Origin of the sequence: Ligilactobacillus equi DSM 15833 = JCM 10991, from assembly GCF_000615765.1 — a bacterium.
Taxonomy (GTDB): Bacteria; Bacillota; Bacilli; order Lactobacillales; family Lactobacillaceae; genus Ligilactobacillus; species Ligilactobacillus equi.
Genome location: NZ_BAMI01000058.1, coordinates 1 through 12,348, shown reverse-complemented (window position 1 = coordinate 12,348; position 12,348 = coordinate 1). Strand labels below are relative to the sequence as shown.

13 protein-coding genes, 3 pseudogenes, 1 riboswitch and 1 other annotated feature are annotated in these 12,348 nt (G+C 38.7%); of the genes and pseudogenes, 5 read left to right on the top strand and 11 right to left on the bottom strand.

Going from position 1 to position 12,348, the window contains the following annotated elements; genetic code table 11:
- The 7 genes and pseudogenes from JCM10991_RS15915 to JCM10991_RS15900 all read right to left on the bottom strand — a co-directional run.
- A pseudogene (locus JCM10991_RS15915) lies at nt 1-243 on the bottom strand (hypothetical protein); the annotation flags it as partial.
- 5 nt (nt 244-248) lie between these two features.
- Nucleotides 249-560 (bottom strand): hypothetical protein, encoded by a 312-nt coding sequence (locus JCM10991_RS15910; RefSeq protein ID WP_025021385.1) that lies wholly within the window; start codon nt 558-560, stop codon nt 249-251.
- A 77-nt stretch (nt 561-637) separates the two neighbouring features.
- Nucleotides 638-868, bottom strand: a binding site (T-box leader).
- A gap of 188 nt (nt 869-1,056) precedes the next feature.
- Nucleotides 1,057-1,548: a hypothetical protein gene (locus JCM10991_RS10015; protein ID WP_023859001.1), complete on the bottom strand. Its 492-nt coding sequence runs from the start codon at nt 1,546-1,548 to the stop codon at nt 1,057-1,059.
- A 963-nt stretch (nt 1,549-2,511) separates the two neighbouring features.
- The gene (thiD, locus tag JCM10991_RS10010; RefSeq protein WP_025021384.1) at nt 2,512-3,945 is read right to left on the bottom strand and encodes a bifunctional hydroxymethylpyrimidine kinase/phosphomethylpyrimidine kinase; all 1,434 of its coding nucleotides are present in this window, start codon (nt 3,943-3,945) and stop codon (nt 2,512-2,514) included.
- Nucleotides 3,929-4,744: a hydroxyethylthiazole kinase gene (gene thiM, locus JCM10991_RS10005; protein ID WP_025021383.1), complete on the bottom strand. Its 816-nt coding sequence runs from the start codon at nt 4,742-4,744 to the stop codon at nt 3,929-3,931. The genes thiD and thiM overlap by 17 nt, the downstream gene beginning before the upstream one ends.
- 77 nt (nt 4,745-4,821) lie before the next feature.
- Nucleotides 4,822-4,926, bottom strand: a riboswitch (TPP riboswitch).
- Between the two features lie 149 nt (nt 4,927-5,075).
- On the bottom strand, nt 5,076-5,549 hold the full coding sequence (locus JCM10991_RS15905) for an AEC family transporter (RefSeq protein WP_225349962.1): 474 nt from the start codon (nt 5,547-5,549) through the stop codon (nt 5,076-5,078).
- Nucleotides 5,543-5,968, bottom strand: coding sequence for an AEC family transporter (locus JCM10991_RS15900; RefSeq protein ID WP_263640312.1), 426 nt, complete (start codon nt 5,966-5,968; stop codon nt 5,543-5,545). The genes JCM10991_RS15905 and JCM10991_RS15900 overlap by 7 nt, the downstream gene beginning before the upstream one ends.
- Nucleotides 5,969-6,129: 161 nt before the next feature.
- Here JCM10991_RS15900 and JCM10991_RS09995 point away from each other — a divergent pair, with 161 nt between their 5' ends.
- Nucleotides 6,130-6,993: an alpha/beta hydrolase gene (locus JCM10991_RS09995; protein ID WP_023858997.1), complete on the top strand. Its 864-nt coding sequence runs from the start codon at nt 6,130-6,132 to the stop codon at nt 6,991-6,993.
- A 4-nt stretch (nt 6,994-6,997) separates the two neighbouring features.
- Nucleotides 6,998-8,035: a hypothetical protein gene (locus tag JCM10991_RS09990; protein ID WP_025021382.1), complete on the top strand. Its 1,038-nt coding sequence runs from the start codon at nt 6,998-7,000 to the stop codon at nt 8,033-8,035.
- A 28-nt stretch (nt 8,036-8,063) separates the two neighbouring features.
- Here JCM10991_RS09990 and JCM10991_RS09985 read toward each other — a convergent pair whose 3' ends face one another.
- The 4 genes from JCM10991_RS09985 to JCM10991_RS09970 form a co-directional block, all read right to left on the bottom strand.
- Nucleotides 8,064-8,237 (bottom strand): hypothetical protein, encoded by a 174-nt coding sequence (locus tag JCM10991_RS09985; RefSeq protein ID WP_162149520.1) that lies wholly within the window; start codon nt 8,235-8,237, stop codon nt 8,064-8,066.
- Nucleotides 8,234-9,202 carry an SIR2 family NAD-dependent protein deacylase gene (locus JCM10991_RS15585; protein ID WP_025021380.1) on the bottom strand — a complete coding sequence of 323 codons (969 nt, stop codon included), beginning with the start codon at nt 9,200-9,202 and terminating at the stop codon, nt 8,234-8,236. Before JCM10991_RS15585 ends, JCM10991_RS09985 begins: the two co-directional genes overlap by 4 nt.
- A complete protein-coding gene (locus JCM10991_RS09975; RefSeq protein ID WP_025021379.1) occupies nt 9,195-10,052 on the bottom strand; it encodes an SIR2 family NAD-dependent protein deacylase in 858 nt (285 codons plus the stop codon). Before JCM10991_RS09975 ends, JCM10991_RS15585 begins: the two co-directional genes overlap by 8 nt.
- Nucleotides 10,053-10,298: 246 nt before the next feature.
- The gene (locus JCM10991_RS09970) at nt 10,299-11,627 is read right to left on the bottom strand and encodes an MATE family efflux transporter (protein WP_025021378.1); all 1,329 of its coding nucleotides are present in this window, start codon (nt 11,625-11,627) and stop codon (nt 10,299-10,301) included.
- A 189-nt stretch (nt 11,628-11,816) separates the two neighbouring features.
- Here JCM10991_RS09970 and JCM10991_RS09965 point away from each other — a divergent pair, with 189 nt between their 5' ends.
- The 3 genes and pseudogenes from JCM10991_RS09965 to JCM10991_RS14980 form a co-directional block, all read left to right on the top strand.
- Entirely contained in the window at nt 11,817-12,065 is a 249-nt protein-coding gene (locus JCM10991_RS09965; RefSeq protein WP_025021377.1) for an alpha amylase N-terminal ig-like domain-containing protein, read from the top strand.
- A gap of 19 nt (nt 12,066-12,084) precedes the next feature.
- A pseudogene (locus JCM10991_RS14985) lies at nt 12,085-12,252 on the top strand (alpha-amylase family glycosyl hydrolase); the annotation flags it as partial.
- Nucleotide 12,253: 1 nt separating this feature from the next.
- Nucleotides 12,254-12,348, top strand: a pseudogene (locus JCM10991_RS14980) (zinc ribbon domain-containing protein); the annotation flags it as partial.

Genomic DNA, 12,348 nt, shown 5'->3' with positions numbered 1-12,348 from the left:
TAGTTGACTAATCCCAACACTGAAGATAATTAAAACACTAATCATAATGGCAATTCCCATGTAGGTGCTGGCAATCCGCACCACATCGGCCCCAAAAACAGTTAATCCTAGTACCAAACAACCGATAATGATGATGTTTAAGTAGTAATTCCAACCAAAGTATTGATTAATAGCAGAAGCAGCTCCAGAAATCGCCGCAGCTACGGCCATTAACACCATGATGTAGAAGAAAATTTCAAACAAAATTTCTAACTTATCAAAGGGATGGTATGGTAAAGTTGTTGGAATAGTTCTTTGTGGGATTTTAGATCATATTTGTTGTACATAATCATGGCTTGACGCATAGTTAAAGTTAAAAGAAGCATGGCTAAGATTAAACTCACAATTTCTGACCAACCTAGACTAACAAAATAGGTATTTTCTTGATTTCCAGTTGCGAAACCACCCCCAGCATGGGCTGAGAATAAAACTGAGGCCACTGAAAAAATGGCAATTCCTGGTGAATTAAATGATAATTTTCGGCCGGATTTGGCCTTCTTCGAAGTGATTTTGGTATCCATAGTAGATTCCTCCCTGAACTTTTATTTAGTTTACGCTAAACAAAAAGTCCTTTCGTCCCTTCTGCCTAGCATATGGCAGAAGAGACGAAAGGACAACTTCCGCGATACCACTCTTCTTCATTTCAATCAATGAAATGCTCTTGGTCTAACAACCTGTGCTTGGTTAACGGCAGCGACCCCGTCATTCCCTACTATTTTCAGGAATACCGCTCCTTGGTGAGTTCATTAATTCCCTGCCAATAACTTACACCAACCGTTATCTCTCTTGAGGCAGTTCCTTAATTACTAGTACAATTCATTGCGTTTTGTATTTAAATTAATATATCATGAGAAAAAATAAAAAATAAGAATTATTTTTAATTATTGGAAAAATTTTTTTCATACTTCAATAATAATTTAGAAATGAGTGGTATAAAGCGTACATTGCAGCCTCACCTAGGATATTTTGCACTAAATCATTAAAATCAAAAAGCTGATTAGATTACTCCTTAAAACATTATACTAAGCCAATTAAATACAATTTATTTTTCTCGCCCGGAATATTTAGGTGCCCTCTGAAGGTCAAATTATTAAAAGGAGCGGGAATACGCTGCTTAATTTCTGTTAAATCACTTTTAGTATAATTAGTGACTTTAGTTTCATTATTAGACTCAACGACCATAAACATTGTATTATTGAAATCCATATAGACGGTAGCTGTACAAGCCACTTCTTCACCAGTTTTATTTATAAAGCTAACCGTAAATTCGGTCGGTGTTTTGGTGGTAGTACTTTTATTGATAAATAAAGCCTGCCCGTCCGCTTGATTTTCCTGGTGAACTTTTTGGCTGTAGGTAATCAAGTTGCGAGCTGTCTGAAGAGTCATTTTATCAATCCCCTGTTTGCGGTAGTTGATAATCGCTTGCGTTGACATCCCGACCCCTTGTGCAATCATATTACTTGATAGGTTACTTGCTAGCAAAGCTTGGATAATTTGTTCATCGATCATTATTTCACCTCAAATTTATATCAATTATAGTTTAACATATATTTCAACTATAATTGAAATTAACTTTCGAAAAATAGACTAAAACCTTGATGTTAAGGGAATTCTTTCATTTTTGCATAAGAATATATGTAAGACTCTTTTGTACAAACTATCTTACACTTATGATTTTTAGATAACCATCTAAAATCCTTTACGCGCTAAAAGTTAGCTAATTTAACTAACTTTTATAATTTTGCATTTATTCAGCATCAAATGTACAAGAGGTCGTTTAACTAACGAACCTGGCCTTAGAATTCGCCTCTCAGCATCGGGATTTTAACAATATTTCTATATAAATAATAGACTTTTTGTACATTATTAGCTTTAAAGTCGTAATTTAAGCTAAAGAAAAACTACATATAAAAATTTGTGCATGCAATGTTTCTTAACTATCCATACTTTCGAGTTCCGTTTCTAAATTAGCAATCCTTTAAATCTGTTAACGGCTCCTCCTCAGGTAAGCTTGGACTCAACGAGTTTTTGTCATTCTCGATAATCTCATTTGTAATTGTTGTAATCTAGTTTTTCCAAAATTGGATTGCATAGATAAATTTCGAATTTCATTCTCTTTAATTTAAACAATCATACTTTTCTTAATTATCATCTTCGTTATAATTTGAAAGCTATTTTACCAACTACCCTCTAAAACTCCAAAAAGACAATTAATATACTATTGGTACATTAATTGTCTGAAAGTATATAAAAGAACTTAAAGTTAAATAATAGATGATGGATGGCCTATATTTTCTTATATTGTTACTCAGAAGGTTACTACGGGTCTTGGTCGGATTTTCTTAAATGTTGCATAAGCCATTAAATATAAACATCAGTAGTAAAAATTGGAAATTATTTTTTGTCAAGTGTGCTAAAATTCAGGGTGCATTCCTTTGGAGTAAATAGTAATAAAGCAGATATTTATTCCGATTATTTTAAAAGGTAACCATGATTCATTGGTCCGCTACCAAGTCCAAGATCTAATTGACTAGCTAAAATTCCCGAGAGATATTTCTTGGCTTTTTGAATAGCGGGAATTAAGTCCTCGCCATGTGCAAGGTTAGCTGCAATGGCACTTGATAAAGTACAACCGGTTCCATGTGTATTGGAATTATTAATTTTTTGACCATTAAGCCAAAGTACCTGATTACCTTGAGCAAAGACATCATTGGCATCGTTAACTAGGTGACCGCCTTTAACTAGTACGGCACAACCTAATTCTTGCGTTAATTTTTGAGCCGCTACTTCCATATCGGTGGCATTCCTAATTTCCATTTCCGCTAAAATTTGGGCTTCATCAATGTTAGGAGTAATAAGAGTTGCTTGACGAGCTAAGGCTTTTAAGGCATCAAGCGTTTCAGACTTCATCAGTTGGGCCCCAGAAGTAGCAACCATGACCGGATCTAAGACAACATTGTTTGCCTGATACAAACTTAATTCCTGTGCAATTACTTGCATTAACTCTGGACTTGGTACCATCCCAACCTTAATAGCCAGAGGATAAATGTCTGTAAAGACCGTTGCTATTTGTGCTTGTAAAAATTCGGGACTGGATTCTATAATCGCCGTAACCCCTTGAGTGTTTTGTGCGGTCATAGCAGTAATCGCGGTCATGGCAAACCCACCATTGGCCATAATTGCCTTGATATCAGCTTGAATTCCGGCCCCACCACTGGAATCACTACCCGCAATTGATAAAACGGGCGGTAGGTTCGCACTCCGCGAGGTGAAGACAGTTTTAACTGCTAAAGCTTTGAGTTTGTGACTTTGCTTTTCAATTTCTGGTGCCCCCAAAATAGCATTCACTATAGCTAACCCTGCAATTCCAGTTCCAGCTAAACTTTCCATATTATCCTCATCAATCCCCCCAATCGCTACAACGGGAATGTTAACAGCTTGACAAATTTCTGCTAAGGTTTGACGGCTAACCCTAACAGCATCGGTCTTGGTTTGGGTGGGAAATATGGTACCCACGCCCAGGTAATTTGCCCCTTTGGCCTGGGCTTCTTTGGCTTGAGCCACGTTTTGCACTGAGACACCTAGGATCATATCGCTAGGTATTTGCTGGTAAAAATCGGATTTTTGTAAGTCTTCTTGACCAACATGTAAACCATCGGCTTGACAATCCAGGGCAACTTCCAAACTATCATTAATAATGAATGGCACTTGTGCTTCTTGGCAAAGCTGTTTAACGGCGTAAGCTTCTGCACTAAAAGCTTCCCTGGACAGATTTTTTTCGCGTAGTTGCAAGCACGTTACACCGCCGGCCAAAGCTTGCTTAATGCTTGTTAAAAATTCAGTCTGACCTAAATTTTTTCGGTCAGTGACGGCGTATAACAATAAATCTTTATCTAAGTTTGACATAGTTTGCACCTTCTTTTACTTCTTTATCTGTCATTTGATAAACCGCATCAATTAAATAATTGCGGTAACTAGCATTGCCATCGCCAACTGTTATTTTCTTCGCGGCCTTTTCTCCAGCTAGCCCCCACATGCAGGTGGCTGTTAGACAAGTTTTAGTCCAATCTTGTCCGGCGCCTAATAAAGCTCCAATTAAAGCGCTTAATTGGCAACCAGTCCCAGTGACGTCTTTCATTAAGGCATGCCCATTTTGTACCAGGTAAGCTTGCTGAGAATTAACAATTAAATCTTCCGGTCCGCTAGCTATCAAGACGCAATCAGATTGTTGACAAAAATCCTGCATCTGCGCTATTAGGCTGTCTTGAGTAGCCTGGGTCATTTGATCTGTTTGAGCCATATCTACCCCGGAACCATGTTGTTGACCACTGATTAAAGTGAGGATTTCCGAAAAATTACCACGAATTACCTGTGGCTTCACGGTGGTTAAAATTTCTTGCACCGCTTTTTGTCTAAAAGTAGATACACCAATACCTACGGGATCCAATAACACCATTTTTCCGTATTGACGCATAGCCTTACCAGCGGCTAAGCTAGCAGTAAAAGTCCTTTGGTTTAAGGTGCCAATATTAATCACCAAAACTTCAGCTTTTTGCGCAATTTCAGTCATTTCTGTGATTTCGTCAGCCATTAAAGGGCGACCCCCACTAGCAATAATCACATTAGCACAATCATTGACGGTTACATAATTCGTAATGCAATGGACTAGGGGTGCGTATTTTCGACATGCTTGTAATAAATCCATCTCAATTCCTCCATACAAAAACAGGCCCTTCCTATGAAAAGAGCCTGTCTTAAATGGAGAATATCTTTAAATATCACACAAAATGTCTACAAACTCCCTCCGCCGGCATTATCCGGATCAGGTTAAGGGTCGAAGTTGATGACTTCCTCTCAGCTCGCTTACGAGCTCCCCTGCTTCAATTTTACCTTCTAACTATAACATGTTTTGAAATCGCATTCAATAATAGAATTTCATTCTTCGCTCTATATTTTGAGTATCACAAAACATAGAATGATTTACTTACTTTCTATAACATTCAAATTTCTGTATAAAATACACAAGATTATTACTGTTAGTGAATTAAATTAGCCAACATTATCATCAACGGCAGACTAATCATAGAACAAACTGTTGATAGGCACAAAACCTTGGAAGCAAAATCTACCGGTTGATTATTGATTAGGCTTAACATCACAATTAAGCCGGCGACCGGAGCCGAAATCATGACCGTGATAGCGGTAAAAGCTGTGGAAGATAATGGTAAAAAGGCTAAAGTTGCCACCAAAATCAAAGGAAAAATGAGGTTGCGCAAGAAGACCAAGCTCCAAACTTCTAAATCATCATAAAACTTGCCTTTAATCGTAGCCAGGTTAGCGCCAATTACAATCATACTTAATGGTGTATTGAGCGTTGCTACATACTCAATCGGCTTCATCACCATAACTGGTAGTGCTTGGTTCAAACCACTTATAAAAAATAACAAACCGATAATCGTAGCGATAATATTAGGATTGAGTAAAATGGTGCGTAAGGTTTCCCCTAACATGAAACGCTTTCGCTTCTGAAAAAGCTTACGCCGTGGGTCCACAAAAAAATATTATTAACCACTAAAAACGGTACCGAAAAAAAGGTACCTTGCTTACCAATTAAAGCTTGAATTAAGGGGATGCCCATAAAACCACTGTTGGTGTAAGTGACAGCAAATTTATAAATTCCTTGCTGGTCATTTTCTTTGAAAGTCGGTAAAGAAAATAAGAGCTTACCTAAAAAGACAGATACGGAAAAAGAAATTACCGTCGCTAATATGGTCCACCAAAAAGTTTGCAAAAGATTAGTGGTCATCTTTTGGTGAAAGGAATTAAAAATTAAACATGGTGAAACCACATTAATTAAAATAGTTGTTAATTCCTTAATTGTCTGTTCATGCAGCACTTTGAGCCTTTGACAGGTAAAACCAATCCCCATCAGGATGAACATGATGCAGATTTGCTGAAAAGAAATTAGAAAATACATATCCGCTACTAATTTCCTCCTTAAATTTTTGATATATTCTTATTTTATGTCGCAAACCCTATGATAACAAGTGGAAAAATCGCTATAATTAAAGAAAAAGGAGGTATAAATTTATGTACTATCAAAGTTTCCCTCTCCGACCTGGCAATGCGGCGGTAAAGCTAACTGCTTATGTATTGGATGAGGAAATTACCCACAAAAAGCACCGTAAGCGTCCCGGCATCATTGTTTGTCCCGGCGGTGGCTATCTAAATCTTGCCCATAAGGAAAGTGAACCAGTAGTAGCACGCTTCTTGGGGATGGGATTTAATGTTTTTTTACTTGATTATTCCGTTTACTTCCTGCAACGGCCAGATGCCCAACAAGCAGCTGTAATCAATGAGGATTTTGAGATTTTTCAGACCTATCGAGATTTAGAATGTGCCCTGCAGGTCATCGCTGACCATGCTAAGGAATGGTATTTAGATTCTGAACGACTTTACCTTTTAGGTTTCTCAGCTGGCGCTCATCTCATTGCGTATTTTATGGAACATCAAGCCGATTATACTATCCCTGCTCCTTTGAAAATTCAAGGCTTAATCCTAGCTTATCCGATGTTGACGGTTCCGAGTGTGCATTTGCACAGAGATGCCGCTTACCTTGCACAAGCAATCCCACCAGAATTTCACCAACAATTAGATTTAATTCAAGGCGTGGATGCTAATTTTCCGAAAACTTTCCTTTGGCAGGGAGGACAAGATACGACCGTTTCCCCAAAAGAAACCACACAATTTGTCCTCAAACTTCAGGAATTGGGCGTACCTTGTGAATACCATCTCTTCCAAAGTGGAATTCATGGTTTAGCCTTAGCTGATGAGACAAGTGCTGTTTATCCGCGGGATGTTGACCCTACCTTAGCACAATGGATCAATGCTGCCAAGCTTTGGTTGGCTCAGGACCAAGGTCCAGTAACCCTCTACCAAGATGAACGGCAATAAGAAGATGAATTTACTGAAAGAAGCCCAGGAATTTTTTCCAGAAGCTCAACTCAAGCGCCATGGTTCCCAGTTAAAAATTCAGCAACCCTTAGATCTCGTGGAAAGAATCACTTTCACCAAAGACCAACAGGATCTAGCCAGTTTTTACCGAGTGATGGCTACGCTCATTGAACAAGTCCCGTTACCTAAGATCGATTATCAAACTGACTTTTGGCAATTGATATTGGCTAATTTACCCCGGTATTACCCGGATTTTACGCATGTAAAAATTCCTGATTTACCATTTACTCCTATCGAAAAACAAGACTTTCGATATTTTCAAGCCCAACTTGTTCACGATATACTAGCGCTAGGTCAAATGGCCCTTCAGGACAAAAGTTTCTCGGAAATTACACTCCAACATGGACCGCAAGCTTTTACCGCAACTGTTGACTTAGAAAACGGTCAGGTTCAGCACAACTTGGATACCGTGCGTTTTAGCTTCAATAATTTGCCGGATTTGGCATCCTCTCGTTCCCCAAGCCCTACTACTGCTCGTCAAAGTTATAAGCAATTTGCCTTGGCTGCCTTAATTAGTCAGCAAAATTATCGGGATATTCATACTTATTTTCAAGCCACACATTCCGAAATTTACCGTCCGGAACAGCTAGATGACTATTTGTATGCAGCTTGTCATAACCAAATTTACGAGGGCTATCGTTATTTAGCCGGTCAAGGTCAGGAACCTCAAACTTTAACTATCAGCCAATTAGCTAAGTTCTATGTGCAAATGCGACTATATCTTTCGTTGCCATTTTTGGAAATTAAGTCATCATTGGTGGATCTCACGCTCACGCAAGCTTTCAAGTTATCACAATCTTTTGAACAATTCATCAGCTGGCAAACTAATTGTCAAGTTAAGCTTACGACAACTTCTGGACAAGTATTTCTTTCCCGTCCAGACCAACCCGTCGCACTTTTTTTAGAGCGTAATTTTTGGTATTATGCTAAGCATTTACCTCAACAGTTATTACGATTCCAAAAAATCATCAACAACAAATAGCCCTCCACTTCAGGAAGGCTTTTTTGGCTTATTGGTGTAATTGATTATAACCAACTTGAACAAATTTTTGTAACATTTCGGTATCGGCTTGCCATTGTGCATCTTTTTGAAAGTTATGGCGCCGGTTAACGGCAAAAGAACCATGTAAAATGTAGATAAACAATGTTTCGGCTTGACGGGTATCCAGACCTGTTTTCATCATAATTTCAGGTACCATGCGCCCCTTTTCTTGATGGATGATACGACCAATAATGTATTCGCTGTGTAAGATGGATAGATTTGCTTAATTAGTTTCGTATCTTCATGGGGGGTACCCTTAACTTCTTGTGGCGGGATAATTTTAGCACCTAAATCATTACCGGTTAACAATTCTTCTAAAGCCAAACTTAAATCAGCGTCAAAGCCAATCGCCCGAGCCGCTAAATTAGCAGGAATATTCAGTTCACCCTTATTAATCGTAATATAACGGCTATTATGATTACCGGCAACTAATTGCATACTAGGTGCTTTAATTAGCTGATTGTGGGCACCAATCCCCAGTTCTAAAACTAATAATTTCCGGTTTTGATTTCGCGTAATGAAGTTTTGAAAAGCATCTACTTGGGTTTGATTAATTTGAAAATCAGGCCCAGCTAAATTAAGTTTCACAGTTCCCCCACAAATATCACATAGAGGTACGTCAGCTACTGTCAAGGTTCCGGCTTGGTCTTTTTGATAAATTTCATGTAAAATATTCTTTAAATCTACATGATCTCCGTTTTGACAAATTCCTTCCAACCAAGACCCTTCTACTTCTAAAACCGGTAAACCGGCTTGCTTAAAATGGCCTTCGGTGTTGGAAGTCCACACCAAGTAGTCCTTACCAGCAAGTAAACCTTGGAGTTTTTGCATCACAGGACTAGCATGATAACTATAGTTATAAAATTCTGCTACTCGACCATACATCCGAAAACGTTCCACGTCGTGCGGATAATCATAGGAAAAAGCACTTAAAAGATTAGGTAAGCGATATTTCGTTACCATGTTGCCTAAGGCTTGACGAAAATTTTGATTATCAGTAAATAAATTTACCCCTTCGGAAATGGCGAATCCATTACTAGCTGTAACTAGTACGGCATCAGCTTGCTTGATCCATTTGCGGGCGAGTTTTAAGCTTGATTTAGACATTTTTTCCCTCCAATTTTTGTACAGCAGCAGCTAAAACATTATTAATATCCTCGTGAATTAAGAGTGAACGGTCAACAATTTGTGGATGTGTCAAGGCATCTTTAGGATTAATATTAACGTAAAAAGCCTGTTTCATAGCATTGGTCATCTCCCAGAAAGGTTCTTGAATAAACATCGGAGTCATGCGTCCCACACCTAATTCAAGAAAGAGAATTTTTTGACCTTGGTATTGACCCAAGAACTGATTTATTTTTTTGTGTTCTTCAAAGTAACGTTTTCCTTCAAGAAACTCTGGCCCCCGCGCCCAAGGAATTAATTTGGCTCCATTCACTGGACTGTATGGGATGGCTGTCTTTGGCAATTTATGCTCTCTCACTTGGCCCTGAACTTGCGCCAATAGTTGTCGTGTGGAATAGAGATTTTGGTCGCTACTAGGTCGCTCGCTTTGAAAATAATTCCAAGAGCCTTGAATTTCAGAAATCTTTTCTGCCGGAAAATCCTGAAAAAATAAGGTATCTTGGTTAGTTGTCATGATGTGGTAGTCTTTATCTTTTAAGAGGCGTTTAAGGTTCTTGTAAGTCGGCTTTTGAGCCGGAAGATTGAGAATCATATCTAAAGCGGCCAGGTAAAAGCCCCAGTGTTCCTCTTCGCTTTCAAAGTGGTTATAAAAGCCATTAAAAATTCCGTGAAACCCATATTTATCAGCATAGTAGCGTATTTCAGTATTATAAAGGAGACTGTCTTCATACCAAAAATCCATCCCCGCTGCGGTCGACATCCCTGAAGCCGCTCCGACTAAAATTGCATCAGCTTCGTTGATTTGTCTTAATAAAGCATTAATTTTATCCATATTAAACTCCTTTTAAACAGTTTGTTTTTTTCAGTCACTATGTCATGAAGTTTTCTTTAGCATAAATTACTTTACCTTAGACTTAAAGCACACTCCGTGATAATCTGTTCATTTCAAGACACTTTTATATTTTTGTCACGAACTTGTTTACGAGTTTATATTAGATTATAGAACTATAACTGCTCAACTCATCTAAGTTGGAAAAGACAAATAAGACGCCACTAATTTTTTAGCAGCGTCTTATTTTTATATGCATATTTTACGACGTAACATCCAGTAATAGCTAACGCATAAGATAATTTGGACTACGGAAGAAGCTGGTGTTGCCATCCCAAGGTAAAAGAGATTTGCCCCCGGTAGACTGGTCAAGAAGAAAGCCAGAGGAATTCGGAATAGTAATGCTCCAATAAGGCCTTGTATCATGACGAACTGGGTCTTACCATAACCATTAAAGTAACCCACGAAACAAAAGAAAATGGCAGTCATCAAAACGTCAAAAGCATAAGATTTCATGTACAATGCCGTCGCATCTACGACCCCACGATTTTGAGTAAAAATACGGGCCAATGCATCCCCGTGAAAAAAAGAAATGTAGGCCATAACAGTCGCAAAGACTAACGAAGCTCCCATTCCATAAAAAAGGCTCTTTCTTGCACGGTTATGTTGCTTAGCCCCAACATTTTGAGCGACAAAAGCAGCCATGGCTTGCATAAAAGCAATCGGTAATAACATGATAAAAGCAGTTGCCTTTTCACCTACACCAATTCCCGCCGAAGCTGTAACACCCATAGTATTAGCAATCGCTAAGATGACCACAAAGGAAATGTTAATCAAGAAATCTTGTAAGGCAATCGGACTTCCTAACTTCATAATCGCTTTAATCACAGTAAAATCAGGTTGTTTTAGTTCAAAAATTTTTCCGTCACGCCTTTGCGATAAAAAGTAAAAAGCAACTAGGCTAATAGCTTGAGCAGTTACCGTAGCTATCGCAGCCCCACTAGCTCCCATTTTAAAGTGAGCAACTAAGATTAAATCTAAGAAGACATTAATTGTAGCGGCTATCCCAACCGTAATCAAAGGAGTAATGGAATCACCTAACCCCCGAAAGACCGATCCCACCAGATTATAACCGACGATAAAGATTGCTCCTAGCCCGGAAATCCGCAGGTAAGCAACTGTCGCATCCAAAGCAGATTGAGGCGCACGCATCATATGAGCTAATCCTGGTGCAAATACCACCACCATTACAGTTAATATCAAGGCCAGTCCTGCAAATAACAAGAGACCATTCATAATAACATGTGGGACTTTGTCTTTTTTACCTTGTCCCAATACTTGAGCAATTAAAATTGTAATCCCCATCGCCATAGATGAAACTAGAGAAGTTAGCGTCTGCATAACCTGACCTCCAGTCGAAACTGCAGAAACTTGGCTGGTGCTAGAAAATTGGCCGACGATTAACAAGTCGGCAGCTGTATACAAAGCTTGTAACAAGAGAGCAAATAAAATCGGCATAGCAAACTGTAACAACTTACGCAAAATCGGTCCTCTGGTAAAGTTTTGTGTGTCTGTCATAAATCCCTCCTAATTTTTGCAAAAAAGGATAAGAGCCCACAGGCATCTTATCCAGCCGGACTATTGGCCCGACCCTCCGATGTAACAATGTTTACATTGTGCCAAGACTCTTACTAAAAGTCAAGAAAAAATATTTAACTCCTTGTGCCAAATATAAGTTACAATAAAAGAAAAATACGGAGGTGCCTTATGAATTATCCTGCTATTTACCATCGTCCTGAAAGCGAAATGGCTTATTTACTTGATTCAAAAACTATACAAATTCGGCTTAAGGCGGCTAAAAACGACCTCAAACAAGTCCAAATTTTAGCCGGTGATCCTTACGCTTTAAATAACCCTCATTTCAAGCGACCTCACCCCCAAACAATGACCAAAATTATGACTGACGAACTTTATGATTACTGGCAAATCAGCCTACAAAGCACTAACGGCGCCTAAACTGCTGGCTAAATTAACCAGCCATCTGATGAAATATCGTGACTCAGCCAACCAAACGATGTTTAACGCCCTAGATTCTCATGATACCGCCCGCCTATTGACCTTGGCTAAAGAAGATAAAACTTTAGCTCTACAAACCCTTGCCTTTACTTTCTTACAACCGGGAGTACCGTCAATCTATTATGGAATATAAATCTGAATTGTACGGAAGAGTATTCATGACTGTCAATCCTAGAAATACTACACAAACATGTCATGATTGTGGCTTTGTTATGGGTGAAAA

What these genes read in the sequence shown, in the direction of transcription:
- JCM10991_RS09985 (WP_162149520.1), bottom strand. Translation starts at nt 8,237, where the DNA reads ATGATGAAAACAGGTCTGGATACCCGTCAAGCCGAAACATTGTTTATC.
- JCM10991_RS15905 (WP_225349962.1), bottom strand. Translation starts at nt 5,549, where the DNA reads ATGTTAGGGGAAACCTTACGCACCATTTTACTCAATCCTAATATTATC.
- thiM (WP_025021383.1), bottom strand. Translation starts at nt 4,744, where the DNA reads ATGGATTTATTACAAGCATGTCGAAAATACGCACCCCTAGTCCATTGC.
- JCM10991_RS09970 (WP_025021378.1), bottom strand. Translation starts at nt 11,627, where the DNA reads ATGACAGACACACAAAACTTTACCAGAGGACCGATTTTGCGTAAGTTG.
- JCM10991_RS09975 (WP_025021379.1), bottom strand. Translation starts at nt 10,052, where the DNA reads ATGGATAAAATTAATGCTTTATTAAGACAAATCAACGAAGCTGATGCA.
- JCM10991_RS09995 (WP_023858997.1), top strand. Translation starts at nt 6,130, where the DNA reads ATGTACTATCAAAGTTTCCCTCTCCGACCTGGCAATGCGGCGGTAAAG.
- JCM10991_RS09990 (WP_025021382.1), top strand. Translation starts at nt 6,998, where the DNA reads ATGAATTTACTGAAAGAAGCCCAGGAATTTTTTCCAGAAGCTCAACTC.
- JCM10991_RS15900 (WP_263640312.1), bottom strand. Translation starts at nt 5,968, where the DNA reads ATGGGGATTGGTTTTACCTGTCAAAGGCTCAAAGTGCTGCATGAACAG.
- thiD (WP_025021384.1), bottom strand. Translation starts at nt 3,945, where the DNA reads ATGTCAAACTTAGATAAAGATTTATTGTTATACGCCGTCACTGACCGA.
- JCM10991_RS09965 (WP_025021377.1), top strand. Translation starts at nt 11,817, where the DNA reads ATGAATTATCCTGCTATTTACCATCGTCCTGAAAGCGAAATGGCTTAT.
- JCM10991_RS15585 (WP_025021380.1), bottom strand. Translation starts at nt 9,202, where the DNA reads ATGTCTAAATCAAGCTTAAAACTCGCCCGCAAATGGATCAAGCAAGCT.
- JCM10991_RS10015 (WP_023859001.1), bottom strand. Translation starts at nt 1,548, where the DNA reads ATGATCGATGAACAAATTATCCAAGCTTTGCTAGCAAGTAACCTATCA.
- JCM10991_RS15910 (WP_025021385.1), bottom strand. Translation starts at nt 560, where the DNA reads ATGGATACCAAAATCACTTCGAAGAAGGCCAAATCCGGCCGAAAATTA.